The organism is Acinetobacter sp. 1000160, assembly GCF_000588715.1.
In the GTDB taxonomy this organism is placed as follows: domain Bacteria; phylum Pseudomonadota; class Gammaproteobacteria; order Pseudomonadales; family Moraxellaceae; genus Acinetobacter; species Acinetobacter courvalinii.
On record NZ_JFWP02000004.1, the window covers coordinates 112661 to 137986 of the forward strand.

A 25326-nucleotide genomic window follows, 5' to 3' on the forward strand; every position below is an offset into this window, starting at 1 on the left:
ATGTTAGAAGTGAAACAAGTTAATCAGTTCTATGGTGGCAGTCATATTCTGCGTGATGTGTCTTTTAACGCGCCTGTGGGTGAATGTAGTGTGGTGCTAGGCCGTAATGGCGTTGGCAAAACCACCTTGCTGAAATGCCTGATGGGGATTCTGCCGATCAAGTCAGGACAGATCCTGCTAGATGGTAAAGACATTGCCAAGATGTCTCCTGAGCAACGGGTACGTGCAGGTTTGGCCTATGTGTCGCAAGGTCGCGATATCTTTTTGACTTTAACGGTTGAAGAAAATATTTTAATTGGCATGGCAAAATTTTCGGGTGCCAAGACGCGTAAGGTGCCGACGCATTTATATGAAATTTTCCCTGTACTCGATGAAATGAAACACCGCCGTGGAGGAGATTTATCCGGTGGTCAGCAACAGCAGCTGGCGATTGCTCGGGCGTTGGCGTCAGAACCACGCGTATTGATTCTGGATGAGCCGACGGAAGGGATTCAGCCTTCAATTATTAAGGATATTGGTCGGGTGATTCGCAAGTTAGCAGATCAAGGCGAGATGGGGATTATTTTGGTGGAGCAGTTTTATGATTTTGCCGAAGAGTTGGCCGATGCGTATAGCGTGATGGCACGTGGGCAGGTGATTGCACAAGGGCGGGGTGAGGAGATGCCTGAGAAGGGGATTCGGGAGTTGGTGGCGATTTAGTATTTCTTGGCTAACAGTTACTTTATCCTTGTTCTAAGGAATGTATCTTTATGATGGACCTTACTTTTGAGAGATCAAAAGTAAGCAAAAATCTTTTGTTCGACTGACGGTACATCCTGAGCAATTCCAAAGCATGGCTTTGGAAGCAGCGTAAGGCAGTCGAACATGGCGACATTCATGTCGCCTGTCACGATAGTGAATGTTGGGAAAATGCAATTTAGAAAATTAAAGGGTTGGCACTCGATTTATTTGTCTTCAACCTTATAAAACGTTCCACCTGCATAGACATTATGCCCAAAGCCACATGAAGATTCGCCGTTGTGCTGTTCAACCTCAATTTTTTGTCCAAGCTTTGCGTCATTGGCGAATTGAAGTTTAATCACACAGTCTTCATTGCGATAGTTCGCCTGTTTTGACTTGATTGGCATGCTGGTTTCAAACTGTCCCATATTGGGACCATAGATCAGGCCGCGTGGACCAAAATAGTAGCCATCGAAGCCAATCTGATATTGATTCTGTTTTTTGCTGACCTTGATATAGTCCCATTGCCCAAAGCCATTGGCACGGACATAAGTCCCTTGTAAATCAGAAGATAGCTTTGGTTTTGGGAGCTGTTTTAAATTGTATTGGCTGGTTTTCGAGTCTTTATCACGTAAAAACCAGACTCTGGCCCATTGCGGCTGACCAAGTTTTGCATAACTTAAACCGACATTATTATTGGCGATTTCAATGTCCCGGTCACTGACCTGAATCCCGCTTTCATCTGCATTGGCTTGACAGAAATGTGCCCATGCGGCTTGGTCTTCAAATTGCTTGGCTGCTTTGAGATATTGCTTCTGATCGTAAAACTTTTTACCTGCTTGAGCATATTGTTTCACTTTGGCGCAGCCCTGTTGCAATTCTTGCTCGAAGAACAGTTCTGCAAAGCTGGCACTTGAAGCAAGGACGATTGTGAGGCCTAGGCCGAGTTGGGATGTTTTAATCATTGTGGCTATTTTTAAAATAAAGTATGTCTTTCATTTTAAGTCAAAAATTGTTGTTAGGATCGTATTACAAAAGTGATATTTTATTAGGCTTCTGTGAGTTGCAGTTGCATCCAGACCAAATCCCGCCATTGTCCAAACTTTTGTCCCACTTGTGGCATATAGCCTGTTTGCACAAAGCCAAGCTGTTCATGCAACACGATTGAACCTTTGTTTTCACTGTCAATGGCGGCGACCATGATATGCATATTTTGCTGTTTGGCCAGATGAATGAGCTGTTGCATCAGCGCTTTGCCCAGACCTTGGCGAGCATAACGTGGGTCAACAAAAACAGAATGCTCAATGCTTTGGCGATAACCACTGATCGCACGAAACGCTGCGTAATAGGCATAACCAGCCACTTGATGGCTATTCAGGTCTTCAACTACGATCATGGGGAAGTGCCGTTGCTGCATGCCTTGAAAACGTTGCTGATAATCTGTTAAGGAAACCGCCTGATCATTCCAGTTGGCTGTGCCATTTAAAATCTCGTGATTATAAATCGTGAGGATGTGTTCGAGGTCATCTATTGTGGCAAAGCGAATGCGGAAATGTGCGGCTAAGGTAGAAGCGGCAAGTACGATATTTTCAGACATAAGCAAAGGTCATCAAATTAGACAAAGTAAACAGATGGATGCTGACAGGACAAGAGATCAACTGACATTTATATTCGGGGATGCAAACAAAAACAGCAAGGAAATCCTTGCTGTTTTTTAACATTCTAATCTGATTAGAAGTGGTATTTGATCAAAGCGCTGACATTGTTTTCGTCACGGTTTTTCATACCGAACTTGTTATTCCAGACCGAATGCTCAACACCTAAATAGAGGCGAGTATCTGGTGAAATGTGTTTACCCACATTCCATTTATATTGTGTGGTCCAGTTCAGTTCACTGGCGTGATCTTTTTCACCTGTCGACCAGTCAAGGAAACCATCGACGAGGAAATCTTCATTTGATACTTTAAATGGCAATGCATAGGCAATGGTCATTTGATAGTCATCAGATGTATTTTCATTGTTGGCACGGTAGAAGTTCACATTTGCATATTGGAAATATGGAACTGCAAGGTCAAAACCTACGCCATACAAGAAGTTGTCAAAACTGGAAAAGTCATCATTGTTGCTTTCCCAAGTGGTTGAAATCAATACATCTTTAATTGGACCAAAAGCAAGTTTGTGACCTGAAATCTCGCCTAAGCTAAAACGCGGAGAGAGTTCGAAATAAGTCACTTTATGGTCTTCATTACCACGCATACGGTCCATAAAGAAAAACACATCGGCATACTTCACTTTTGCCGCATATTCAACCGTTAAGGTTGTTTGTTTTTCATCAACAACTTCGTAGTTTTCCCCATACAAACCGGTCAGGCTAAAGTCCTGCCAGATTGGCTTTGCCTGTGCGAAAGCTGCTGTAGATACCAATAAACATGCTGCTGTAACTTGCTTCAATTGCATTTAAAAATCTCCCCCCAAAAAGGCGTGTAAAGCATACAAGGTATTAAGCAAAAATAAAGCCAAATTTGACCAAAGGTACAAAATAATTGTAGAGCTCGGGCCAAAAATAAAGTCGTGTAAAGTTAAAGCTGTTTTTGTTTAAGTTTTAATAAAAATGTCAAAAATCAGCTTGCATATTTCTGAGGAAAGACAGATATTGGAACTATAGAAGATCTTCTTACATACTGAAAATCAACAGATGCTAAGCGAGGAGACCACAAGCATTTACATAATCAAAATATACAACTGCACTGAATGACCGCATGCTCAAAGTGTGCTGAATAACAAAGTTTTGTAGCACCGTCTCACAGAAAAGAGAGGAAGATATTTATGAATATTGAAATCCGTACAGATAAAAACATTCAAGGTAGTGAACGTTTAATTAGTTATGTTCGTGCAGAACTTACACAGGAATTCCAACGTTATAGCGAGCGTATTACGCACTTTTCGGTTCATATTAGTGATGAAAACGGGGACAAATCGGGCGATCATGACAAACGTTGTATGATTGAAGCCCGTCCAGCAGGCATGAAACCTGTTGCAGTGACACATAAAGCGCCAAATATTGATCACTCGATTCATGGTGCGATTGATAAATTAAAACGCAGTCTGGAGCATCTTTATGAGAAGAAAGATCATCACCGTGGCGGTTTACCAGAATATGTCGATGCAGATGAAGGTGTCAAAGTAGACGACGAAGCGTAAAAATAAACGCAAAAAAGGCCTTATCTGAGCTGATCTCAATAATTTGAGCAGTTTGATTAAACAGCTTTTAAGGACCGAGTTCTGTATATAGGTAGGACTCGGTCCTTTTAATTTAAGCTTGAATTTATTGTGACTCTAATCGTGAATATATTTCTCATGGTTAGCTTTAGATCTTCACTTATTAATTCCAATAACTATCAAACATTTCTTTAATGCCATCTTCATTCTCCAAATACTTATCAGGGGCTATTTTTAACCCAATACCACTTAAATAGAGTACAGCCTCCCATAGAAGATCCTCTTTTGTAGCAGGATCAAAGAACAATTCATTGTTGTCCAAGGCATTCATCTTTGTTGCTGCCCATGCTTCAGCTTGCTCTCGACTAATTCTATGATTTAGCACATCGGTGAATACTTTTTGTACCTCTAATAAAGTTATTTTCATTCCGACACTGTCCATTCTCATTAAACAAATAATGTGTTATTAGACTAATTTAAGGCTTTTTTTTATGCCTGTATCAAATTTCTACATGATTTTTTAGATGGTTTTATAAAATCCTGTCAGGATATTCGGCATAATACATTCATTAAAAAATATTGTGAGAACTGGTCATGTTAAATAAGCAACAGCAGGCCTTGGTGCAAGCCATACAACAACTCGATTTAGACCAAGTGCAATCTTTACTTGCTGAAGGACTCGACCCGAATTTTATTGATCCTGAACAGGGGCCGCCTGTATCGGTGATTTGTGATGGTTTATTCACCTGGTGGGAAGCAATTTGTGAAGCATATGAGGCAGGCCAGCCATTAAGCGAAGAAGAAAAGCAAAAATCGCTTCAAGTCTATCTGGACATTTTGGATGCGCTGATTCAGGCCAAAGCCAATTTGCATTTATGGGATGCTGAAGAATTTTATGGCCCGCTTTGGGATGCAGCAAGTTCGGCTTGTGTGCCTGTGGTACAACGTTTACTCGAAGAAAAAGTAGATCCAAATACCCGTGATGAAGAGGGTTTAACTGTTCTATCTTCAATTAGCCAATTATTCTTTGATTGTGAGTTTGATGAAATTGACTGGTCAGAATCATTGCCAGAAGAACGTGCAACACTGGAATTGTTACGTCAGCATGGCGCAAAAATGTCAAAAGAGCTAGGCGCTTAAGCCCAGCCGATATAACAGAACGAGGAACATGATGAAAATATTTCAAACTTTAAGCGTAGTTGCCGTATCGATGCTGGCAAGCAGCGCTTTTGCGGCTGATTTTTCTTTTGACCGTCCTGGTGCCGGTATGGGCACAGGCATTACCCCGGTTGGTAAACTGGCATGGGAACAAAGCTTGCCAAGCGTCAGTTATCAGGAAGGTAATGTCGATGGGGTAAAAGATAAGACCCTGACCTTAAATGGCGATATGTTGTTGCGTACCGGTCTGGCAGATGGCCTGGAATTGCAATTGGGTTGGCAAGGTCCGGTCTGGCAGCAATATAAGCGTGCCGGCATGAAAAAGGAAACCAATGGATTAGGCGATGTCAGTATTGGTTTGAAAAAAGCCATTGATCTCAAAGATGACCGTTTATCTATGGCTTTGTTGGCAGAAGCCATCATTGCGACAGGTAATGATGAATTTACCAACCATGATGATATTTATAGTCTTACCTCAGCGGTTGCTTATGAATTTAGCGACCTGATCGGCACCTCGATTACCATGCGTTATGAAGCGCAAAACAGTGATTGGGCGGTGACTGCGATTCCAACCATTGACTATAAAATTGCAGGAAAATTATCAGGTTATTCAGAATTTGTTTACCGTAAAGCCGAGAGCCAAGACTATGAATACGGTTTAGGTACAGGCCTGATTTATGCTTTGAATAATCGTACCCAGCTGGACGCCAGCATTGGGGTTGATCTCAATGGCGACCAGAAAAGCTATAACGGTGGCCTCGGCGTATCGGTCTTATTCTAATAATCATGCTCCTGAATACGCTTAAACTTACTTTTATAGAAGTGCCCAGCAGATTCGGGAGAAAAATAGCGAGATGAGAATGAAAAGCTCTGTTCAAGGTGGAGACGGTTCTTCACTGATGCATTATTTTCTGGGGACCTTATTGTTGTTATGTGGGTCACTGACCTATGCCCAAGAGAATACATCGGCACCCTTACTTAGCCCTGAACAGGCGTTTGCATTTACGGTTGAGTCGACGCAAGCGAATCAAGCACGGTTACACTGGTCGATTCAGCCCAACTACTATCTCTATCAGCATAAATTTGAGGTAAAGCAGGGCAATCAACCGGTTGCCTTGAATCTGCCCAAAGCGGTTGAGCAATATGATGAAAACTATGGTCATAGCCAGGTTTATTATCAACAAGCTGAATTCAGTATCCCGACTCAAGCATCACAACACTACCGCGTGACTTGGCAGGGTTGTGCCAAAGACCGTATTTGCTATCCACCACAAAATATTGAGTTTCAAACCGATGCGGATGGTTTGGTCAGTGCCCAGAATGTCAGCTCCAATACGCAAAAAAGCTTTCTGGACGTGGCCCGTTCATCCAGTGTATTGAATGCACAACAGTCAGCCAGCGATGATGAAGTACAGACTGAAACAGCTGCAGAATCAACCTCACAAGGCAACTCGGGTGTGATGGCCCAAGACCAGAAATGGTCCAGTGCACTGGAACAGCATTCCCTGGCTTATAGCATCTTATTGTTCTTGGGCTTAGGCATTCTGTTGGCTTTTACGCCGTGCTCTCTACCGATGTTACCGATTCTGACCTCGTTGATCGTACGTGATAATAAAGGCGTGAAAGCATGGTCAATTGCGTTGACCTTTGTAGTTAGTATGGCGCTGGTCTATGCGGTCCTCGGTTTAATTGCTTCCGCAGCAGGTTTGAATTTTCAGCGCTGGTTACAGCAACCTGCGACCCTGATTGCATTTAGCTTGCTGTTTGTGGTGTTTGCCCTGAATCTGTTTGGCCTGTTCGAGTTGAAATTGCCCCAGCGTTGGGTCAATCGACTTGATCAGATGCAATCCAATCAAAAAGGCGGTACCTTGGTGGGTGCCAGTGTTATGGGCATGATTTCAGCCTTGCTGGTTGGGCCATGCATGACGGCACCGCTGGCCGGCGTATTACTGTTTATCTCGCAAACGCAGAGCCAATGGCAGGGTGCATTATTACTGTTTACCCTGGGTTTTGGCATGGGCATTCCATTGTTACTTGCCAGTGTTTTGGGGGCCAAAGCCTTACCAAAAGCCGGTGACTGGATGAACCAGATCAAGGTGATCTTTGCCTTCTTGATGCTGGCCCTGAGTCTTTATTTCATTCGTCCTTTATTGCCGGAACTCGCTATTCAAATCCTGAGTTTAGTTCTGGGTCTGGCATTTATTATCTATGCGGTTTATCGCCTGTTCGGGCAAAAATCCAAGCTGCAATGGCTGTATGCGGTCTTACTGATTGTCGTGATTCCGGCCTTGGCTTTTAACCAATACCAGCACATCCAAAGCCTGAGTTCAGTTCAGGCAGACAAGCTGGCTGAATGGCATGTGGCACACACTGCGGACGAGTTTCAGCAGATTCTCGCCGAGGCACCGAAAGATCGCGGTATCGTGATTGATGTCTATGCAGACTGGTGCGTGGCTTGTCAGCCAATTGAGCATCGTATTTTAAAAGATGCCGAGGTGCAGCAGGCGTTAGCGGGTTACTATTTAATTAAACTGGATTTAAGCCACTATGATGCATCGCATCAGGCACTTTTAGCACAGTGGGATATTTTAGGTCCACCAACCTATTTATTCCTCGATCAGCAACAACAAGAAATTCGCTCGCTACGTTTAACGGGTGCATTCCAGAAAGCCGAGCTATTACAACAACTGGCCTTATTTAAAGGAAAAGAATAACAATGTACCAACTCTTTATTGGCAATAAAAACTATTCAACCTGGTCCATGCGTCCGTGGATCTTATTGAAACAGGCGGGCATACCCTTTCAGGAGCAGCTGATCCGGTTTGATAGCTTTGAAGCAGATAGCCAGTTTAAAACAGAAATTCTTAAACTGAATCCAACCGGGAAAGTGCCAGCACTTCTGGATGGAGAACGGGTGGTTTGGGATACACTGGCTATTTGTGAATATCTGGCAGAACAACATCCTGAGCATGCCTTATGGCCACAAGATAAAAGCTTACGTGCCAGAGCGCGCTGTATCAGTGCCGAGATGCATAGTAGCTTTCAGGGATTACGCAATCTTTGTCCCATGAATGTTGAAGCAGACCTGACATATATTGGTCAGCAGCTCTGGTCTGAGCATGCGCAATTGCGTGCTGATGTGGCCCGTATTGAACAGATCTGGTCAGAACGTCCAGATGACGACAGTTTTTTATGTGGCGAATTCAGTATTGCAGATGCATTTTACGCGCCGGTGGTGATGCGTTTTGACTGTTATCAACTCCCCATCTCGGCTTCTAGCCAAAGCTATATGCAGAAAATATTGGCTTTACCTTCAGTACAACAATGGATTGCTGAAGCCAAGCAAGAACAGCAGTTTGTGCCTTTTGATGAGCCTTATCGTCAACAGCGTGAAGAATTTTTAAAAGTCTGATTGGGACTCAAGTGAAGGCAAGTCTAGTCAAGGCCTTCACTTTGCTAACGGGTGATCAGGTCAGTAAAGATTCTAACCTGATTACGTCCCGCCGCTTTCACCGCATACAGGGCCTGATCTGCCTGACTAATAATCAGATGTGGCTCATCGGCACTAAGCGAACTGCTAATACCGAAGCTGGCACTAATACTGAATTCTTGCTTATGTTCGGTAATAAAACGCAATTGAGATATCGCCTGCCGACAGCGCTCTGCAACCTTTTGTGCTTGAGCGGTATGGGTATCGGGCAGCAATAAAATAAACTCCTCTCCGCCAAAGCGGCCAATCATATCCTGCTCTCTAAGATGGGTGGTCAGACACTGTGCCACCTGAATCAGCACCTGATCTCCCATGCTATGTCCAAAATGATCATTAATATTTTTAAAATGATCTAAATCGAGTAGCACAATCGAATATTGCTGCTCTGGTTGTTGGTGTAATCTGTCCAGATAACTGCCAATACTGCGCCGGTTCAGGACATTGGTGAGGGGGTCGAGACGGCTCAACATCTGGATGGTCATTTCGCGAGTCCGCCATTGGGTCAGTAAAATTTCAAATAGAAATAAACAGGCCAGCAAGATCGGAACCAGAAAAAACAGCATACTGCCGACCCAGAAGGGATGCATGGCCACCTGATTCAGATGTTGCATGTTAAATAATGGTGCGTAGCTAAGGATCCCGACCATGCTGAGATAATTGCAAAAGAACAAAGCCAGCGTGGCAGGAATGAGAGCGCAATACACCATACGGCGATCAAACAGCACCAGACCGACACCCACGACACTGACATAGCCCACCATGGTGGCCGGACTAAAGCTGCCGACCAGATAGCTGTTATGGCACAGCATGGCAGTAAAGACCTGCACACTAAGGATCGGGAGGACTTCCTGTACCCAGTGTTGTTCCCTGAACACATGGCAGGGAATAATCAACAGGATCAAAACCACCAGCATAATCAGGCTGGTCCATAATTGTGAACGGACCAGCTTGAGATGGACCCATTCCGAATAAACAGGATTCATGAGTACGAAAATATCCCAGCTGATCCAGAACAGGTTCATTAATGCAGCAAGTATAAGTAATAAAATGCTTTTTTTAAGCATGGTCCAATTGACGACAATATGATGTTCCCAAGAAAGCCGAAAGCCCCATCGTTTTGCGTCAGTTGACCTATTAAAATGAATCTTCACCATTGGCATGCATCCTTTTATGCAATGAGATTCCTAGGAACTGTATATCCGTCATCAAAATACGGAGGAACGCTTATTCAAATAACAATAGCATCTTTAGAATGAGAAAAAAGTCTGCATCTGGCGGATTTAGTGCAAATCAGGACGGGAAAAATATTTTGAAAAATAAGCTGTTATCAGAATATTCAATGATTTTTATTTGTTGATGACCAAACTGAATCAAGAGTGACAAGGGTCAGCCCAAGCTGACCATTTTTTACACAGATTTTGAGAGGGCTTAGTCGCGATCTAAGGCATGTGCAAATTCAGCAAGATCGGCCAAGGCTTGTTTAGCCTCAGGGAACCAGGCATTAAACATCTGGAAGTTATGCCACATGCCGGTATACAGTTTAAAGTTCACTTCAACATCGGCTTTTTCAGCTTTTTCTCTAAAGCGTTTTGAATCATCCAGCAGAATTTCTTTAGAACCGACTTGAACGAGTGTTGGGGGTAAGCCGGTCAGATCATCAAATAATGGTGAAACGCGTGGATCATCAGCCTGAATACCCTCTTTCAGATAATGATTGATACCTGCCTGTAACGCTTCAATCGAGAGCAAGGCATCATGTTTCTGGTTGAAGCGAAGTGATTCACTGGTCAAGGTTAAATCCAGATAAGGCGACATCAGGATCAGACCGCTTGGCATCAGTTCAGGTTGCTGTTTCAGGCGCAAGCACAAGGCCAAGGCGAGGTTGGCACCACAAGAGTCCCCCGAGATAATAATATCTTTAGGTTTGATCCCTTGTACCAGCAAGGCCTGATAGACATCAAAAATCGCATCAATCGCTTCAGGAAAAGGATGTTCTGGTGCTAGCGGGTAATCAACATGAATCACCTGCATTTGCGTACGTGCCGCAATATCGGTCATCAACGCACGATGAGTATTCAGGCTACCTAAGAAGAAAGCACCGCCGTGAATATGTAAAATCAGTTGTGTTGCCGCAGCTTGCGCTTTAATTTCCTCACCACGAACACCCGCTAAACGTAACGGTCGAATTTGTACTGTTGGATTGTGTGGAAATAGGCGACAGAGTTGATCCAGTAATGGTCGTAAAGCATTGGGTGCCAGATTAAATTGGCTTGGTGTCCGAATCGTGGCTTTAAGTAAAGATTCAGTAAAATAATATTTCCAAACAGTAGCAAATTTCATAATTTTTCCATATTGTTAGTTGGGTATACCAATAAGAAAGTTCTTGAATATCAGTCGCGCCAAGACCTCATGATAAAAACTGAAAAATTGTGCGCTATGTCACTCTTACGCAGGTTATACCAAATAGTCATAATCAAGAATTGCAATATTGATTGAACTTCTCAATACTTTCAGTTTGAAAGACCCCTTAAGGATATTACAAAAATGAAGAAAATTGCTCTAGCATTTGGATTGCTCGGTTTAACAACTTTTGCCAATGCAGCGGATGCGCTGAATGGCAGTGTTTGGCAAACCATTGATGATGAAACGAAACAGCCGAAGGCGATTGTGAAGTTTACTGAGCAAAAGGATGGAACCCTCACCGCATCTATTCAAAAATATTTAGTGGCAGGTCAGGAAAATGCATGCTCTAAGTGTGAAGGACCTTATCACAACAAACCGCTGAAAGGCGTGACCATCGTACATGGCCTGAAAAATGTAGGCGGTACCAGCTATGATGAAGGTTCGATCATCGATCCTAAAAATGGCAAAACCTATAAGTTAAAAGCTGAAATTCTCGATGGCGGCAAAAAGCTGAAATTACGTGGCTATATTGGTGTTGCAGCTTTAGGTCGTAACCAGACCTGGATTCGTACCAACTAAGCCAGATTTAAATCACAGAAAACCGAGTCATCAGACTCGGTTTTTTTATCGCTGCGATTTATTGGTTTTAAGCGGATAAATCCTGATAGGTTGCTTCATCGAAACCAATCACAAAGCCGTTAGGGGTTTGTAGGACAGGACGCTTAATCAGGCTAGGCTGGGCCATCAGTGTTTCGATCAGGTTATGTTCATTGCTGGTGGCGTGTGTTTGCTCGTCAGCAGTTAATTTGCGCCAGGTCGTGCCTTTTTTATTTAGGACTTTGTCTGCGCCAATTTCTTTTAACCAGATTGCTAAAGTATCGGCATCAATGCCTTGTTTTTTGTAATCATGGAACTCGTAATTGATACCTTTTGCCTGTAACGCATCAAAGGCTTTTTTCATTGAATTACAATTTTTAATGCCATAAATTTTAAACATGAGAAAAAACCCTAGAAAGAGTGAAAAATATGGATGAAAGCCTAACGTAAAAAGTAGCTGATGCGCCAGTTGAAATTTTTTATTAAGTTTATCGGTAGAGCGGTTCAATTATGATGCAATGATCAAAATGCGCAGGTTTTTTGAGCAAAATGGTGAATGACACAATAAACAGAAAATATCTAATATCAAAAAAGAGAAAACCCGCATTTAATCTTCCTGATTATGCGGGTCTCATTTCAACGTCCAATGTCTCATCCATGCAAATAAACTTGAATCAAGTTTATTTTATCTTCCTACGGCGTCCTATCCCTTTCTGGTCATCCTGACCGCTTCCCTGTGCCGTGAAGCTATAATGCCGTTCTAGCTGGTAAATAAAAATACACAAAAGCGACAAGTTCTGTAAGCTAAAGAAGCGGGTTAAGTGAACATATGTTCACTTATTCGTGTATTTTATAGTCGATAATCACCGGTGCATGGTCGCTAAACCATTGTTCTTTATAGACCCATGCATTCGCAGTACGTGCTTTCCAGTCTGGAGAGCAGGCATGATAGTCAATTCGCCACCCGACATTTTTCGCACGCGCCTGACCGCGATTTGACCACCATGAGTACAACTCTGCTTCAGGTCGTACCTCACGGAAGGTGTCCACATAACCCAGCTCATCATAGATATGATCGAGCCAGGCACGTTCATGCGGCAATACGCCAGATGACTTCTGGTTCCCTGACCAGTTTTTAATATCGATGCGTTTATGCACGATATTGTAGTCCCCACACACGATGATGGATTTATTTTCGTCGCGCCATTGTTTGAGTACTTGCGCGTACTCTTTTAAGAACACGTCTTTGCGTGCCTGTGCTTCATCGCCGCTTGATCCTGATGGCAAGTATAAAGAAGCAATATGAACGGTTTGTGACAGCCCTAAATCAAATTCAGCTGAAATAAAACGGCCTTGGGTATCGGCCAGTTCAAACCCCAAGCCATTGGTCACCGAGACGAAAGGCAGGCGACTATAAATGGCTGTGCCTGCATAACCTGCACGTTCAGCAGGGAATAAGTGGGTGTACCATCCTTCAGGTTTAAATTTATCGGTCCATTGTTCATGGGTAATGCGACTTTCCTGCATACACACCACATCTGCACCAGACTGTTCCAACCATTCGAGCAGGCCTTTGGTGACAGAAGCACGCAAGCCATTTACGTTAATTGAAACGACTCGAAGAATTTTTACATCACTTGGATAGCTATCCTTTGGTATCATACGTCTGTTTAACCTCAATTGAAGAATTTGGAGCACCTTATATGACAACGCCTGTGTCATTTCATCCGCAAGCTTTTATCGAACTCGCATTATCACGTGGAGTGCTTAAATTTGGTGAGTTTACCTTAAAATCAGGCCGTGTCAGCCCTTATTTCTTTAACGCAGGTTTACTCAATGATGGTGAAGCACTGTCTTTATTAGCGCAAGGCTATGCCGACAAACTGGTGCAGTGTGACAATGTCGGTGTGATTTTTGGTCCAGCCTATAAGGGAATTCCTTTTGTGGCAGCAACCGCGGTGGCTTTGTCTCAGGTTCATGGCAAAAGTGTGCCATGGGGTTTTAACCGTAAAGAAGCCAAAGATCATGGTGAAGGTGGCGTGTTGGTGGGTGCCTCAGTTGCCGGTCAAAAAGTCTGGATCATTGATGATGTGATTACGGCTGGTACTGCGATTCGTGAAGTCGTGACCATTTTGAAAAATGCCGGTGCTGAAATTGCGGGTGTATTGGTTGCACTCGATCGTCAGGAACGTGGTCAAGGTGAGCTTTCTGCGATTCAGGAAGTACAAAAAGAACTCGAAATCCCGGTGCATGCCTTAATTACCATGAAGGACTTGATGGATTATCTGGATGCCAAAGGCGAAAAAGACGCTTTGGCGAATATGCAGGCTTATCGTGAAAAATATGGCATCTAAGTTTTAGCTGTAAAAGAAAAGGAAGCGAAGGCTTCCTTTTTTATTTTCATCAAAAGCTTTACAAACGGGTGCCCATCCACAGATGAGACAATTTCCACGCTTGGTCTGCAAATCTAAATTCATAGATGATTGCATCCGAAGGTGCCATTTTAAACATGCCATACCAGACCCGGACATGGGTCGGGGATAGGACTTCCCAAAAAACCACCGAGTTTGAGACTTGTCGAGGATGTAATCCAAACATATTGACTTCAACTTGTTTGGCTGGAGTAGTGGAAAGTAGGGTAGCCTCTTCGAAAGACCATTGTCCCAGTTCTTGCATACCAGAATAGCTCACCAGACTAAAGGGAAGCGGGTCCTGAATCTGATTGGCAAAGGCGCTTAAACTGACTTGCTCTTCCTTGTCGGCCGGTGCACAAAACATATTCTGGAAAAGCGACAATAACGCCTGATCCTGCTGAATGGACAAGCGACCTTTCAATAAAGTGGTAAAGGGTGAGGTCTGTTTTCGACAAAATAAAGCTTCGACATAGACACCATTTCTTGTAGGCGTGATTTGAGTGCCTTGAGGCTGACCTGAAAGCAATGCCCCGATATCTTGATAAACGGCTTTTTCTTCAGGACGTATTTGGTTCTCTGCAAAACTGTTTGCTGATTGAAGCAAAATCAGGCTAATGCATATATATTTGAATGTGCTTTGCATATTTGATGTTCCGTGTAGATCTATTGTTTGATTTTTTGATCTCGATAAGGAGATTGTTTATATAACTCGATATAAATAATTTTTCCGCTGTCCTGATCAATTGCAACACTGGCGTTTTCCGTCTCAAATTCTTTTACGTTTCGATAAGGATTGGTATTGGTGTCTATATCGGTCTTCAGTTTTTCCGTCACTTCTTGTTCAGTATCATCACTGAAAAGGCCGAGTGGTAATTGATGACCTTTATAATTGGCAAATGTAATTTCAGGATCAGGAAGATAAAGCTTAATCGAGACAATTTTCTTATTCTTTAACAGCATTTCGATGCCATTGAGAGGAAACATTAAGCTTTGATCATAGAAATCAAGCTTGGGAAACTCTTCATTCCAGAATTGATTAGTGAGCTGGGGCATTTCTTTGGGTTCAAGTTGATTGACGAAGTTTTCAAAAGCTTTGCTTGCTGTGCTTTCGCCCAAAAGATCGAAATATTGATCTGGATGATCAATATACTTGGTATTCATGCAAGCTGTAGATAAGCAGCATAAAAATAGAATTAGAATAATTTTGTACATCTTGAATTTTGAGTTGATCTAATCGTTTTGGAAAAATGAACTTAAAGGCATTCATTGCAAACAGATAGTATACAGATGAGTCTTTATAAAAAATACAAGATAAAATATTGAGGAGGGACAATATCCGCCTAGATCAGAATTTAAACACTTTATTCCTGTAGTCTGGTCATCTTTCTTTAACGCAAATGAATTTTACGGAGCTAAAAATAGATACTGTATGGCCTGAAGCACATCAGCCAGCAGAAGAGAAGAACAGTTTTTTCTAAAACCATATCAATCAAGGGATCTCTAAGTTTTTTAATCGTGACTGCGATTTGTCTCGGCGAAAACTGAGTTACCGAGAAAACCATTTGTTTATGGGGCGATTTATCCCTTGCACCAGCTATTGGACCGACCAAAATGGTTTTGGCAATTATGATTTTATCGATATCTGTTGCAAAAGTATTTAAAAGCTTAGTGAGGGAAAGCGAAAACTATATTACTAAATGGTCCATTTTATTTAACATTATAGGCTGTTTTTTACAAATTATTACTCAGTAATTGATTCGTAATAAATTATCTTAAAATTTAACGCTAAGTAAAATAAGATTACTAAAATATAAAAAATTTCTTGTGCCAAGTTAAGCATGTCCTAAAATGTTAAATAAAAATATAAAAAATGTTTATCTTTATCCTAATAAATCATGAGCTTTATTTTTTTAGAAAAGATTAAACATATATTTCCTCTTTATTATTTTTGACAGAAAATGAATAGTCCATTTATAGTGGATGAAAATTATACTAGCTGATTTATCAATAAATAATGAGATTTTTACGCTGTATTGAATAGCCATAAATAATCTAAAAGTAAGAGGTTTGAATGAAAAAAACACTCCAAGATCTGGCGTTCTGTATGCCATCTATATGCTGTTGAACCCGCTTCCCTTTGGCTTTTTTGTCGCTGGCTGGATTTTTGATATTTTCTATAATCAGAGTGCTGAAATGTTATGGGCGAAGGCAGCCGCCTGGTGTATTACGTTCGGTCTGCTGATCTGTATTATTCCACGTTTTATCAACTTGTTTTATGTCTGGTTTCGTCCCGTTGTTGAGCAAAGAAAAGCTGATATTGTCGGCTTCTGGCTCTATGGTTTTGCCATTATTGCAGCGACCTTTAATGCCTTTGTGCATAGTCGTGACGCCTTTGCCATCGCGCCAGAAAATCTTATCTTGTCGACCCTGACCATTGTCCTGATTGCACTGCATTATTTATATCAATCCACCCATATCCATAATAGACTGATTGGAGAATAAACGTGAAACGATCAAATACATTATTCTTTTCAGCTTTGCTGGGTATAGGTTTATTCGGCTGTTCTGGTGGAAAACCCCTTGACCCGCAAACGCAATATGGTCCCGATCCTGAACTACCTGAAGCAAAGAACTTTCTGGTTCCTCCAATGAAAGTACCAAATGGGGTGGGCTGGAAAGCCAATCAGACGCCTGTGGTTGCCGAGGGTTTAAAGATTGAAAAGATTGCTGATCAGCTTGAGCATCCACGTCAGTTATATACTCTGCCGAATGGCGATATTCTGGTGGTTGAATCGAACAATCCTGGAGAGGCACCACTGACTGCACCAAAACAGGTGATTGCTAATTTTGTTAAAAAATCTTCAGGCAAAGGTGGTAAAGGGGGAAATCGAATCACCTTACTTCGACTGGAAGCCGATGGCCAGTGGAAGAAATATAAGTTTCTGGAACATCTGCATTCTCCATTTGGGGTGCAATTGATTGGTAATAATCTATATGTGGCAAATACCAATAATATTATGAAATACCACTATGAGGAGAATGCAACCCAAATTACTGATCAGGGAGAAGAACTGTCTGATTTACCGGATACGGTTAATCATCACTGGACCAAATCATTACTGGCCAGTAAAGATGGGCAGAAGCTATATGTCGGTGTGGGCTCAAACAGTAACATCACTGAAAATGGATTGGCGATTGAATATCGCCGTGCAACGGTTTTAGAAGTTGATGCCGCCACAGGTTAAAGCCGTATTTTTGCCACTGGCATTCGCAATCCAACCGGACTGCAATGGGAACCTGAAACTGGAAAATTATGGACGATTGTGAATGAACGGGATGAAATTGGTGCCAGTCTAGTGCCTGATTATTTAACCTCGGTCCAGGAAAAAGGATTTTATGGCTGGCCGTATAGTTATTATGGTCAGCATGTGGATGAGCGGGTTAGACCACAACGTCCAGATCTGGTTGCTAAAGCGATTAAACCTGATTATGCCTTGAGTTCTCATGTTGCACCCTTAGGTTTATGGTTTGCTTCAAATACAACCCAGCTGTCTGACCAGTTTAAAAATGGCGCATTTGTAAGTAATCATGGTAGCTGGAATAGAGATCCGCTCAATGGTTATAACGTGATCTTTATTCCATTTAAAAATGGTAAACCGAATGGCAAGCCTGTTAATGTGGTTCAGGGTTTCTATTCAAAAGATGAAAAAACTTTATATGGTGCGCCTGTGGGTCTCACTGAGGATAAAAGCGGTGCTTTGTTGATTGCGGATGATGTTGGCAATACGGTATGGCGTGTTTATTCACCTTGATAGGTTCGCTGTCTGTCTAAAGACTTAGGTCAGTCTGGATTGGCCTAAGTATCTAGATATTTGTATTGTATACTAAGCGCAAAATACTGGGTTATAGCATGGATCAGTTCAGGTGCTGTAGATAAGATGTATTCAGAAAATTTTTATTATGTTTATTGGATGGATACCTAAAATATAGAAAATCCGTCCCAGTGTGCTGAAACGGATTTAGAGGAAAAAGAACAAATAGGTCCTGTATCAAAATTAGTATATTGGTTTTAACTATTTTTAAATAGTTAAAACCAATAATTCAATGCGAATATTACGTATTAGAATCAAGTTTTTTAGTTTGCTCCAGCTTAAGTGATTCTAATGTGATTTTAGCAGGCAAATTATCTTTGTTTTTAAGTTCGTTTAATATTTTTAAAGCTTCTTTTTTGTTTTGAATGAATCCATTATTGCCATGTAAATAATTTATAGCCAACATGAATTTTGCCAAGTCATTTTCTTGAGATGCAGCTTGTACTAATAAAGTATTTGCTTTTTTAATATTTTTTTCGATACAAATTCCATTCCTATATAAAAGAGATAGGTTGTATAAAGCATGCTTATCTCTATTTTGTGCCGCCATTTTAAACATTTCTAATGCAGTACAATAGTTTCTAGCAGTATGTATTCCATTGAAATAAAAGAAACCAAGTGTGTTCTGGGCATCAGTATTTCCTGTTTTTGAAGCCTCTGTGTAATACTTAATAACCGTTTTATTGAGCTTATCCTGTTTAATCTTTTCTTGCCCTAAAAAGTAAAGTTGTGTAATTGAATTAACATCACCAATACTTAATCTAATGTTAGATAAAGGTAGGGGGTCATTTAACTTGATAAGTAAGTCTTGATCCCATTTTTCTCTTTTTTCCCATGGATGGTTTATCTCATAGAAGTTGATGAAAGTACTGCCTATTCCTAAAGGACCTAATAATAAGGAAACTAGTGAATAAGAGTAAATAAGTTTCTTGAATTTTAGGAAATTTGAGGAAATTAAATCTCTATCAATATTATTCATTATTGCTAATGACATAAATATCACTGAAAGATTAAAGAAGAATAATGCAACCCATCGAATGTAATCAAAAGCTATTAATGTTAGCGCTAGAGGAGATGCGGAAAAGAATAGTATCAAGAGGAAAGTTTTTTTATCGGTACATTTTCTAATAAATAAAAGTATAGGTGAGCAAAATAGAAAACTAAAAAATATTTTTAAATATGCTCGGGTTTCAAAGAAAGTCTGATAATTGGTTTCGAAATTCTCCTTTAACGTAAGTAGCGATGTGCTGACAGCATAAGATTGAAAATGTTCATAATACATAAAACTATTAATAATTGAGTTAACCTGAAAAGTAGACATCTTTCCATAGATAACAACCGCAGCTAATAGTAAAAGAGATTCTGCGCTTATCAGAAGAATATGGCTTATTTTTCTGTATTTTTGATAATATATATAAGCTAAAGTTGGAACAAAAAAGATAAGCATTGCTTCATGAGTCAGTGCCATGATTGGTAATGTTAATAATATAAATATGAGAACAATTGATTTTTTTACATTTCTCAGTATAAGTAGAACTGAAATTAATAAAATAATTTGACCAATATGGTCAAAACGGGACAACTCTCTTACCCATTGGGAGGTTAGAAAAGATAAGCTAAATATACATAGTGAAAAAATTATAATATATTTGTTTTTAATATCTAGTTTTTTGAAAAAAAGATATGTAATTCTAGTAAAAAGCGAGAATAATATAACTAATAATATATTTGATGCTAAGCGTACATGTCTATAAGTTGGGTCTACCCCCATGGCACTTAATACTTCACCAGGCAAAGCTCTTCTAACAAAGCCATAATCATAACTAAATACCCATTGAGAGTATAAATAGTCATGTAATGTTATTTTGAAGTCAAAAGAATATATATTGCTGTGAATAAATACTATAACAAGAAGTGTTAATAAAGAATATAGAGTAAATTTAAAATATTCTTTATTACCTTTTATAAACGTGTTCATAAGTGCGCTACTAAAAATTAATTGTTAAAATAACTATTAGTTAACCAATAAAGAGGGATAGCTAAATTGGTGAAGAAACTAACATCTATGAGTTATATCCTCATAATTTAATATTTGATTTATAGCGTACTAGCTAAATATGCAATAAGACAGCCGACTAATACACCAGCCAAGATCTCAATCTTGGTGTGTCCCATGCGTTCTCTTAATTGTGTGTACTCAGGTGTATCTTTAGCCAAATGATTAATCACCACTGCATGTTTACCAACAGCCTGTCTTAAACTATTTGCATCTAATAACACAATAAATGAAAGGGTAAGCGCAACACCAAAAGCGGGGGTATCAATACCTTCTTTAAAAGCAATAAGTGCAGTCATACTGCTGACAATCGCACTGTGGTTACTCGGTAATCCCCCATAACCAATTAATCCAAAGGCCAGTTTTCTGGCCTTAATTGAATTAATAAGAAACTTTAGACAGCCTGCAACGAGCCAGGCTAAAAACGGGGTAATCAAATAAATATAATACGTCACAAAATCATCCAAAATAAAACTAAGCTGGCAATAATGTCCAGATACAACACGCGACCCACGAAACAACTGTAATCATAATTTGCCAGTCCTGAACAATCACGTCAGTCGGGGATTCTCCGCCTTTCAAGGTTTCAACAATAAACCAGTAACGGAATAAACCGAACATGACAAATGGAATGGTGATAATAAGTTGTGGCTGTACTTGCATTGTATACAGACTATAAAAAATGATCGCGGTAACAGCAGACATGCCAGCAAAGCGGTCAATCAAGCTCACTGAATAGTGTTCAAGTACACCACGTCCTTGCGAACCACTTTGTAGCAGTTCCTGACGACGTTTAATCGAGGCAAGATAAAGTGAAATACTTAATGTGGTAATAAACATCCAGTGCGAGACGGGTACTGCCAACGCCACAGCGCCTGCATATACACGTAATACAAAACCGAAGGCCACAATAAAGATTTCAATGACAGGCTCATGTTTCAGCTTAAAGGTATAGGCCCAATTCAGTAGCAAATAAACTACGATCACGTAAATAACCTTGGGTGCAATTAACCAGGAAAACCCCAAAGCAATATAAATCAAGGTTAATAAAACGATGGCACTTTGAGGACTGACCTGACCTGATGCTAAAGGTCGTTTTTTGGATTTTTCAGGATGGGCCCGATCTTTTTCTATATCCTTCAAATCATTGACGATATAGACGGCGGAGGCAGCTAAACAAAATAGAAATGCCGCAAAGAGTACGGAATAAATAGATTCTAAATTTACGAATTCGCCTGCGAAGATTAAAGGTGCAAAAACAAAGGTGTTTTTGAGCCATTGTTTTGGTCTTATTAGTTTTATCAGTCCTGGGATTTCTGCTAGAAAAGACCGATTTTCTGCTATATCATACATTTTTTTTCAGCGCTATTAATTAAATATAAATGATGGACTCGATTAAGCTCGCGCTGCTTTATACAGCGTTTGCTATAGTTGCTACGTTTTGCAATATTATAGCACAAGATATTTCTAGTTATATTTATGTTGGAAATTTTTATATTTTTATTTCAATAGTTGTGGGTACAGGGGTTGGCCTGGTGGTTAAATATATATTGGATAAAAAATATATTTTTAAATATAAAACTCAGAATACCAAACATGATGGAAAGCTTTTTATGCTATATGCCGTCATGGGTCTGTTTACCACTATTATTTTCTGGGGTTTTGAGTTTGGCTTTCATGCCGCTTTTGGAACCAAAGAGATGCGCTATCTGGGTGGAATAATCGGTCTAATGATTGGCTATATATGTAAATATTACCTCGATAAACATTTTGTGTTTCGTAAAGTTGAGGCATAAATGAAAACAATACAGGCCTGGGGTAGGCTTTCTAATACTGAGCATCAGGTTATTCCGTTAATAACACCTGTACACGCCTTCAAACAAATACGACAAGAAACTTTTCCCGGTATTGCACATGGTATGGGGCGAAGTTATGGTGATGTTGCATTAAATGGCAACGGCGTTTTATGGCTGACGACAGCCATGAATCATCTGATTTCTTTTGACTTGCAGACTGGAATTCTACACTGCGAAGCAGGTGCAACCTTACAGGATATTCAACGTACCCTGATTCCGCAGGGCTGGATGTTACCTGTAACACCCGGTACACAGATGATTACTGTCGGCGGGGCGATTGCCAATGATGTGCATGGCAAGAATCATCATGCTTTTGGCTCTTTTGGCGATCATGTCCTGTACATCAAATTGCTGCGTACGGATGGTGAGATTATTGAGTGTTCAAAGACGGAAAGAGCAGAGTGGTTCTATGCAACGGTCGCTGGGATTGGTCTAACAGGCATCATACTGGAAGTGAAAATACAGTTGCGTCCGGTCCAAAGTTCGTGGATAGATGCAGAAACCATTCCCTATCATAATCTGGATGAGTTTTTCGCACTTTCTGACTCATCTGAACCCGACTGGGAATACACCGTTTCCTGGATTGATTGCATGAATGGTGCCAATGCCAAAGGACTTTTTTCACGCGGCAATCTGGCGGGCGCTTCTACGCAAGTCGAACCTGCAATTAACGATAAAACCTTTCCAATCACGCCTCCGGTCTCCTTGGTCAATAAACTCAGTTTACCTGTGTTTAATTTTGCCTATTTTCACGGTAACTCACTCAAAAGCCAGCAGCAAAAGGTCCATTACGAGCCGTTCTTTTATCCATTAGATGCCATGCATGAATGGAATAAAATGTATGGACCGAAAGGCTTTTATCAATATCAAAGTGTAGTGCCGAAAGAGATTGGTAAAGAAGTCACTCAAGAGATGTTAAATGCCATTAAGAAATCAGGTGAAGGTTCATTTCTGGCTGTATTAAAAACATTTGGTGACCGTGAGTCAGGAGGCTTGCTGAGCTTCCCAAAACCAGGGGTGACTTTGGCGCTGGATTTTCCGAATCGTGGGGAAAAAACCTTAAAACTGTTAAATGAGCTGGATCATATTGTAGCGCAAGCGCAAGGCCGCCTTTATTTAGCCAAAGATGCGCGTATGCCTCGATCACTTTTTGAAGCGGGTTATCCGCAGTTGAATGAATTTTTAAAATATCGGGATCCCGGCATCAGTTCGGAAATGTCTCGTCGTCTATTAGGGGCTTAAATGTCAAATCAACCCAAAATCTTAATTGTAGGCGGGACGTCCGCTATTGCTGAACATTGTGCCAGACTCTGGCTTAAGCAGCAGCCGTGTGAAGTGATTTTATTAGGTCGGGATCAGGATAAATTACAGCGTGTGGTAAGTGACCTGAAAGTCCGTACCCCACAGGCCAATATCCAATTTCAGACCGTCGATTTTTTAAATGCGACAGCGATTCAGGACTGCATTGATGCCATTAATCAACAGGGTAAAATTGATATTGCCCTGATTGCGCATGGCAATTTACCTGATCAAGAGCAATGTCAGAATGATCTGTTGCAATGTCAGCAGGCGATTGAGGTCAATGCACTTTCTCCAGTCCTGTTTACTGAAATCATTGCCAAACATATGATCGAACAGAATCACGGTAAATTGGCCGTGATTGGTTCGGTAGCAGGGGACCGAGGGCGTAAATCAAATTATGTCTATGGTGCATCGAAAGCGTTGATTGATAAATACTTGCAAGGATTACAACACCGCCTCGCTTTAATTAGTTCTTCTGTTACAGCAACTTTAATTAAGCCGGGTCCAACAGCGACACCGATGACGGCTGGAATGTCGGGTAAAGGCAAGCTTGCCTCACCTGAGCAAGTTGCTGCTGATATTGTGCAAGGCATTGATCAGGGTAAATTAACTGTCTATACACCAGGTAAATGGGCAATTATTATGATGATTATCCGTAATTTACCTTTCTTCTTGTTTAGAAAAATGGATATCTAAACTAGAAAGATAATTAAAAAGCTCAATCCTGTATTGGGCTTTTTTTTAACGACATTGTCTTAAAAAAGTGCACTGCAATTTTTCTCCTCACACTTCTTACATTCCAGCATCATCCCTAATTTCTCTTTGCGTCCTTGCTCGGTCAACACCCAAGGACGATTTTGCCACGGTGGATCATGACGGACATGTTGCCCATGCCCACAGGCAAGCTCTGCAACCCAATGTCCTTCTTCATCGAGATGAAAACCCACAATCGCTTGCTGCATTTAACTTTCCATAGACTCGAGTTTCGATTGTTCCAAACCCTTTAAAAAACGATGGCATAAGTTATGAATCGCCAGCAGATCATTCTGCTTCATGCCTAAAGCGCAGGCGAGTTTAAACGGAATCGCGGTAATTGCATGTTTTGAAACCAGTGCTTTTTCCAGCAAGATCACTTTCTTCATCCGCTCATCTTCTTTGACCGCAACACGTTTTAAAAACTGTTTTTCTTCAAGTTTTTTAATAATTGGCGTTAGGGTACCTGAGTCGAAAAAAGTTTTTTGTCCAATCTCTGACAACATAACATTGTCTTGTTCGTACAGCGCCAGTAACACAATAAATTGCGGATAGGTCAGATCGTATTCCTGAAGCAACGGACGATACTGGCGAATCATGGCATGGGTCGCGGAATACATGGCAAAACATACCTGATTATCCAAAAATGAAACTTCAGCCATGATGTTTTTCCTCGACTTGGTTGTTGAACATTCAGTATAAATTGGATCGTTCAAAAAGTACATTGCGTATAATTAACTTGTGCGCAATATAATTGTGTGCAATATTAAATAAACAAGCTGAATGATTAAGCAGCGTATTTTGGGTAAGTCCGCAATTTGATTGATGAGAGTATGTGTATGAGCAAGATTTATGATTTTCAGGCTGAACTGTTAGAAGGCGAACAAAAGAACCTCGCCGATTACAAAGGTAAGGTGTTATTGGTGGTGAATACGGCGAGCCAATGTGGCCTTACGCCACAATTTGAAGGTCTGGAAAAGTTATATCAGGATTATCAACAGCAAGGATTGGTGATTCTTGGTTTCCCATGTAACCAGTTTGCCAATCAAGATCCATCCAGCAACGAAGAAATCGGCAGCTTCTGTCAGCGTAATTATGGTGTGTCATTTCCAATGTTTGCCAAGATTGATGTGAATGGTCCAACCGCACATCCCTTGTATCAATATTTAACTTCTGAAGCCAAGGGTATTTTGGGCAGTGAAAGTATTAAATGGAATTTCACCAAATTCTTGATTAATCAAAATGGTGAGGTGGTCAAACGCTATTCGCCGGTTACCAAACCTGAAAAAATTGCCAAAGATATTCAACGCCTTCTTGGCTAAAGCAATTTTAAAATAAGGAGAGTGGAAATGACTGGTTTATAAGTTGAGTCAACTGGTGGTTTCCTTCTCCTCAATAAATTAAATGATAAAGCTGAATATTTTTAATATGTTGTAATTAATTGAACAAAATAGATTTTTTAATCTCTAAGATTTATACAACTTGT

28 protein-coding genes and 1 pseudogene are annotated in these 25326 nt (G+C 40.8%); 14 read left to right on the top strand and 15 right to left on the bottom strand.

All coding sequences use genetic code 11. From position 1 onward, the window contains the following. The gene (gene urtE / locus J699_RS09280; protein WP_032868420.1) at positions 1–699 is read left to right on the top strand and encodes an urea ABC transporter ATP-binding subunit UrtE; all 699 of its coding nucleotides are present in this window, start codon (positions 1–3) and stop codon (positions 697–699) included. Positions 700–944: 245 nt separating this feature from the next. Here urtE and J699_RS09275 read toward each other — a convergent pair whose 3' ends face one another. The 3 genes from J699_RS09275 to J699_RS09265 all read right to left on the bottom strand — a co-directional run bounded on the left by J699_RS09275 (position 945) and on the right by J699_RS09265 (position 3177). Continuing rightward, positions 945–1685, bottom strand: a complete 741-nt coding sequence (locus tag J699_RS09275) for a hypothetical protein (RefSeq protein WP_032868421.1) — start codon at positions 1683–1685, stop codon at positions 945–947. An 83-nt stretch (positions 1686–1768) separates the two neighbouring features. After that, positions 1769–2317: a GNAT family N-acetyltransferase gene (locus tag J699_RS09270; protein ID WP_032868422.1), complete on the bottom strand. Its 549-nt coding sequence runs from the start codon at positions 2315–2317 to the stop codon at positions 1769–1771. A gap of 134 nt (positions 2318–2451) precedes the next feature. Further along, entirely contained in the window at positions 2452–3177 is a 726-nt protein-coding gene (locus J699_RS09265; protein WP_032868423.1) for an outer membrane protein OmpK, read from the bottom strand. A gap of 369 nt (positions 3178–3546) precedes the next feature. Here J699_RS09265 and J699_RS09260 point away from each other — a divergent pair, with 369 nt between their 5' ends. Further along, positions 3547–3921 carry an HPF/RaiA family ribosome-associated protein gene (locus J699_RS09260; RefSeq protein ID WP_005227968.1) on the top strand — a complete coding sequence of 125 codons (375 nt, stop codon included), beginning with the start codon at positions 3547–3549 and terminating at the stop codon, positions 3919–3921. Between the two features lie 181 nt (positions 3922–4102). On the opposite strand, the gene J699_RS09255 is transcribed toward J699_RS09260, so the two are convergent. After that, positions 4103–4366 carry a hypothetical protein gene (locus J699_RS09255; RefSeq protein ID WP_032868731.1) on the bottom strand — a complete coding sequence of 88 codons (264 nt, stop codon included), beginning with the start codon at positions 4364–4366 and terminating at the stop codon, positions 4103–4105. A gap of 167 nt (positions 4367–4533) precedes the next feature. Here J699_RS09255 and J699_RS09250 point away from each other — a divergent pair, with 167 nt between their 5' ends. From J699_RS09250 to J699_RS09235, 4 genes are all read left to right on the top strand, one after another. Continuing rightward, a complete protein-coding gene (locus J699_RS09250) occupies positions 4534–5079 on the top strand; it encodes an ankyrin repeat domain-containing protein (RefSeq protein ID WP_032868424.1) in 546 nt (181 codons plus the stop codon). Between the two features lie 31 nt (positions 5080–5110). Beyond that, on the top strand, positions 5111–5878 hold the full coding sequence (locus J699_RS09245) for a transporter (RefSeq protein ID WP_005227965.1): 768 nt from the start codon (positions 5111–5113) through the stop codon (positions 5876–5878). Between the two features lie 79 nt (positions 5879–5957). Continuing rightward, a complete protein-coding gene (gene dsbD / locus J699_RS09240) occupies positions 5958–7811 on the top strand; it encodes a protein-disulfide reductase DsbD (RefSeq protein WP_032868425.1) in 1854 nt (617 codons plus the stop codon). Positions 7812–7813: 2 nt separating this feature from the next. Next, positions 7814–8509, top strand: coding sequence for a glutathione S-transferase family protein (locus tag J699_RS09235; protein ID WP_032868426.1), 696 nt, complete (start codon positions 7814–7816; stop codon positions 8507–8509). 44 nt (positions 8510–8553) lie between these two features. On the opposite strand, the gene J699_RS09230 is transcribed toward J699_RS09235, so the two are convergent. Further along, positions 8554–9741, bottom strand: a complete 1188-nt coding sequence (locus tag J699_RS09230) for a GGDEF domain-containing protein (protein ID WP_032868427.1) — start codon at positions 9739–9741, stop codon at positions 8554–8556. Between the two features lie 274 nt (positions 9742–10015). Next, positions 10016–10927 carry an alpha/beta hydrolase gene (locus J699_RS09225; RefSeq protein ID WP_005227960.1) on the bottom strand — a complete coding sequence of 304 codons (912 nt, stop codon included), beginning with the start codon at positions 10925–10927 and terminating at the stop codon, positions 10016–10018. Positions 10928–11131: 204 nt separating this feature from the next. Between J699_RS09225 and J699_RS09220 the strand changes: the two genes are divergently transcribed. Next, the gene (locus J699_RS09220; protein ID WP_005227959.1) at positions 11132–11569 is read left to right on the top strand and encodes a DUF2147 domain-containing protein; all 438 of its coding nucleotides are present in this window, start codon (positions 11132–11134) and stop codon (positions 11567–11569) included. 67 nt (positions 11570–11636) lie between these two features. Here J699_RS09220 and J699_RS09215 read toward each other — a convergent pair whose 3' ends face one another. Then, a complete protein-coding gene (locus J699_RS09215; protein WP_032868428.1) occupies positions 11637–11987 on the bottom strand; it encodes an arsenate reductase in 351 nt (116 codons plus the stop codon). Between the two features lie 437 nt (positions 11988–12424). Then, positions 12425–13249 carry an exodeoxyribonuclease III gene (locus tag J699_RS09210; protein ID WP_005227948.1) on the bottom strand — a complete coding sequence of 275 codons (825 nt, stop codon included), beginning with the start codon at positions 13247–13249 and terminating at the stop codon, positions 12425–12427. Between the two features lie 41 nt (positions 13250–13290). Here J699_RS09210 and pyrE point away from each other — a divergent pair, with 41 nt between their 5' ends. After that, complete coding sequence (gene pyrE / locus J699_RS09205) at positions 13291–13941, top strand: orotate phosphoribosyltransferase (RefSeq protein ID WP_005209496.1); 651 nt, start codon at positions 13291–13293, stop codon at positions 13939–13941. A gap of 58 nt (positions 13942–13999) precedes the next feature. Here pyrE and J699_RS09200 read toward each other — a convergent pair whose 3' ends face one another. Both J699_RS09200 and J699_RS09195 read right to left on the bottom strand, forming a co-directional pair. Further along, complete coding sequence (locus J699_RS09200; protein ID WP_032868429.1) at positions 14000–14644, bottom strand: hypothetical protein; 645 nt, start codon at positions 14642–14644, stop codon at positions 14000–14002. Between the two features lie 20 nt (positions 14645–14664). Next, positions 14665–15162, bottom strand: coding sequence for a hypothetical protein (locus tag J699_RS09195; protein WP_032868430.1), 498 nt, complete (start codon positions 15160–15162; stop codon positions 14665–14667). A 954-nt stretch (positions 15163–16116) separates the two neighbouring features. On the opposite strand from J699_RS09195, the gene J699_RS09190 reads away from it, so the two are divergent. Next, a complete protein-coding gene (locus tag J699_RS09190; RefSeq protein ID WP_050441680.1) occupies positions 16117–16503 on the top strand; it encodes a hypothetical protein in 387 nt (128 codons plus the stop codon). A gap of 2 nt (positions 16504–16505) precedes the next feature. After that, positions 16506–17813, top strand: a pseudogene (locus J699_RS19925) (PQQ-dependent sugar dehydrogenase). Positions 17814–18114: 301 nt separating this feature from the next. Here J699_RS19925 and J699_RS09185 read toward each other — a convergent pair. From J699_RS09185 to J699_RS0218680, 3 genes are all read right to left on the bottom strand, one after another. Next, the gene (locus tag J699_RS09185; RefSeq protein WP_032868433.1) at positions 18115–19851 is read right to left on the bottom strand and encodes a tetratricopeptide repeat protein; all 1737 of its coding nucleotides are present in this window, start codon (positions 19849–19851) and stop codon (positions 18115–18117) included. A 119-nt stretch (positions 19852–19970) separates the two neighbouring features. Continuing rightward, positions 19971–20384: a divergent PAP2 family protein gene (locus J699_RS09180; RefSeq protein WP_032868434.1), complete on the bottom strand. Its 414-nt coding sequence runs from the start codon at positions 20382–20384 to the stop codon at positions 19971–19973. 19 nt (positions 20385–20403) lie between these two features. Continuing rightward, on the bottom strand, positions 20404–21282 hold the full coding sequence (locus tag J699_RS0218680; RefSeq protein ID WP_032868435.1) for a decaprenyl-phosphate phosphoribosyltransferase: 879 nt from the start codon (positions 21280–21282) through the stop codon (positions 20404–20406). 29 nt (positions 21283–21311) lie between these two features. Here J699_RS0218680 and J699_RS0218685 point away from each other — a divergent pair, with 29 nt between their 5' ends. Genes J699_RS0218685 through J699_RS09170 form a run of 3 tightly spaced genes read left to right on the top strand, consistent with a single transcriptional unit; the run spans position 21312 to position 23783 of the window. Beyond that, a complete protein-coding gene (locus tag J699_RS0218685) occupies positions 21312–21725 on the top strand; it encodes a GtrA family protein (protein ID WP_032868436.1) in 414 nt (137 codons plus the stop codon). Beyond that, positions 21726–23027, top strand: a complete 1302-nt coding sequence (locus J699_RS09175; protein WP_032868437.1) for an FAD-binding oxidoreductase — start codon at positions 21726–21728, stop codon at positions 23025–23027. Beyond that, a complete protein-coding gene (locus J699_RS09170; protein ID WP_032868438.1) occupies positions 23028–23783 on the top strand; it encodes an SDR family NAD(P)-dependent oxidoreductase in 756 nt (251 codons plus the stop codon). A gap of 59 nt (positions 23784–23842) precedes the next feature. Here J699_RS09170 and J699_RS09165 read toward each other — a convergent pair whose 3' ends face one another. Together J699_RS09165 and J699_RS09160 are read right to left on the bottom strand one after the other, a co-directional pair. Further along, positions 23843–24049 carry a DUF3565 domain-containing protein gene (locus tag J699_RS09165; RefSeq protein WP_032868439.1) on the bottom strand — a complete coding sequence of 69 codons (207 nt, stop codon included), beginning with the start codon at positions 24047–24049 and terminating at the stop codon, positions 23843–23845. Then, on the bottom strand, positions 24050–24502 hold the full coding sequence (locus J699_RS09160) for a MarR family winged helix-turn-helix transcriptional regulator (protein WP_032868440.1): 453 nt from the start codon (positions 24500–24502) through the stop codon (positions 24050–24052). A 177-nt stretch (positions 24503–24679) separates the two neighbouring features. On the opposite strand from J699_RS09160, the gene J699_RS09155 reads away from it, so the two are divergent. After that, entirely contained in the window at positions 24680–25162 is a 483-nt protein-coding gene (locus tag J699_RS09155; RefSeq protein WP_032868441.1) for a glutathione peroxidase, read from the top strand. Positions 25163–25326: the final 164 nt, after the last annotated feature.

What these genes read in the sequence shown, in the direction of transcription:
- urtE (WP_032868420.1), top strand. Translation starts at nt 1, where the DNA reads ATGTTAGAAGTGAAACAAGTTAATCAGTTCTATGGTGGCAGTCATATT.
- J699_RS09275 (WP_032868421.1), bottom strand. Translation starts at nt 1,685, where the DNA reads ATGATTAAAACATCCCAACTCGGCCTAGGCCTCACAATCGTCCTTGCT.
- J699_RS09270 (WP_032868422.1), bottom strand. Translation starts at nt 2,317, where the DNA reads ATGTCTGAAAATATCGTACTTGCCGCTTCTACCTTAGCCGCACATTTC.
- J699_RS09265 (WP_032868423.1), bottom strand. Translation starts at nt 3,177, where the DNA reads ATGCAATTGAAGCAAGTTACAGCAGCATGTTTATTGGTATCTACAGCA.
- J699_RS09260 (WP_005227968.1), top strand. Translation starts at nt 3,547, where the DNA reads ATGAATATTGAAATCCGTACAGATAAAAACATTCAAGGTAGTGAACGT.
- J699_RS09255 (WP_032868731.1), bottom strand. Translation starts at nt 4,366, where the DNA reads ATGAAAATAACTTTATTAGAGGTACAAAAAGTATTCACCGATGTGCTA.
- J699_RS09250 (WP_032868424.1), top strand. Translation starts at nt 4,534, where the DNA reads ATGTTAAATAAGCAACAGCAGGCCTTGGTGCAAGCCATACAACAACTC.
- J699_RS09245 (WP_005227965.1), top strand. Translation starts at nt 5,111, where the DNA reads ATGAAAATATTTCAAACTTTAAGCGTAGTTGCCGTATCGATGCTGGCA.
- dsbD (WP_032868425.1), top strand. Translation starts at nt 5,958, where the DNA reads ATGAAAAGCTCTGTTCAAGGTGGAGACGGTTCTTCACTGATGCATTAT.
- J699_RS09235 (WP_032868426.1), top strand. Translation starts at nt 7,814, where the DNA reads ATGTACCAACTCTTTATTGGCAATAAAAACTATTCAACCTGGTCCATG.
- J699_RS09230 (WP_032868427.1), bottom strand. Translation starts at nt 9,741, where the DNA reads ATGGTGAAGATTCATTTTAATAGGTCAACTGACGCAAAACGATGGGGC.
- J699_RS09225 (WP_005227960.1), bottom strand. Translation starts at nt 10,927, where the DNA reads ATGAAATTTGCTACTGTTTGGAAATATTATTTTACTGAATCTTTACTT.
- J699_RS09220 (WP_005227959.1), top strand. Translation starts at nt 11,132, where the DNA reads ATGAAGAAAATTGCTCTAGCATTTGGATTGCTCGGTTTAACAACTTTT.
- J699_RS09215 (WP_032868428.1), bottom strand. Translation starts at nt 11,987, where the DNA reads ATGTTTAAAATTTATGGCATTAAAAATTGTAATTCAATGAAAAAAGCC.
- J699_RS09210 (WP_005227948.1), bottom strand. Translation starts at nt 13,249, where the DNA reads ATGATACCAAAGGATAGCTATCCAAGTGATGTAAAAATTCTTCGAGTC.
- pyrE (WP_005209496.1), top strand. Translation starts at nt 13,291, where the DNA reads ATGACAACGCCTGTGTCATTTCATCCGCAAGCTTTTATCGAACTCGCA.
- J699_RS09200 (WP_032868429.1), bottom strand. Translation starts at nt 14,644, where the DNA reads ATGCAAAGCACATTCAAATATATATGCATTAGCCTGATTTTGCTTCAA.
- J699_RS09195 (WP_032868430.1), bottom strand. Translation starts at nt 15,162, where the DNA reads ATGAATACCAAGTATATTGATCATCCAGATCAATATTTCGATCTTTTG.
- J699_RS09190 (WP_050441680.1), top strand. Translation starts at nt 16,117, where the DNA reads ATGCTGTTGAACCCGCTTCCCTTTGGCTTTTTTGTCGCTGGCTGGATT.
- J699_RS09185 (WP_032868433.1), bottom strand. Translation starts at nt 19,851, where the DNA reads ATGAACACGTTTATAAAAGGTAATAAAGAATATTTTAAATTTACTCTA.
- J699_RS0218680 (WP_032868435.1), bottom strand. Translation starts at nt 21,282, where the DNA reads ATGTATGATATAGCAGAAAATCGGTCTTTTCTAGCAGAAATCCCAGGA.
- J699_RS0218685 (WP_032868436.1), top strand. Translation starts at nt 21,312, where the DNA reads ATGATGGACTCGATTAAGCTCGCGCTGCTTTATACAGCGTTTGCTATA.
- J699_RS09175 (WP_032868437.1), top strand. Translation starts at nt 21,726, where the DNA reads ATGAAAACAATACAGGCCTGGGGTAGGCTTTCTAATACTGAGCATCAG.
- J699_RS09170 (WP_032868438.1), top strand. Translation starts at nt 23,028, where the DNA reads ATGTCAAATCAACCCAAAATCTTAATTGTAGGCGGGACGTCCGCTATT.
- J699_RS09165 (WP_032868439.1), bottom strand. Translation starts at nt 24,049, where the DNA reads ATGCAGCAAGCGATTGTGGGTTTTCATCTCGATGAAGAAGGACATTGG.
- J699_RS09160 (WP_032868440.1), bottom strand. Translation starts at nt 24,502, where the DNA reads ATGGCTGAAGTTTCATTTTTGGATAATCAGGTATGTTTTGCCATGTAT.
- J699_RS09155 (WP_032868441.1), top strand. Translation starts at nt 24,680, where the DNA reads ATGAGCAAGATTTATGATTTTCAGGCTGAACTGTTAGAAGGCGAACAA.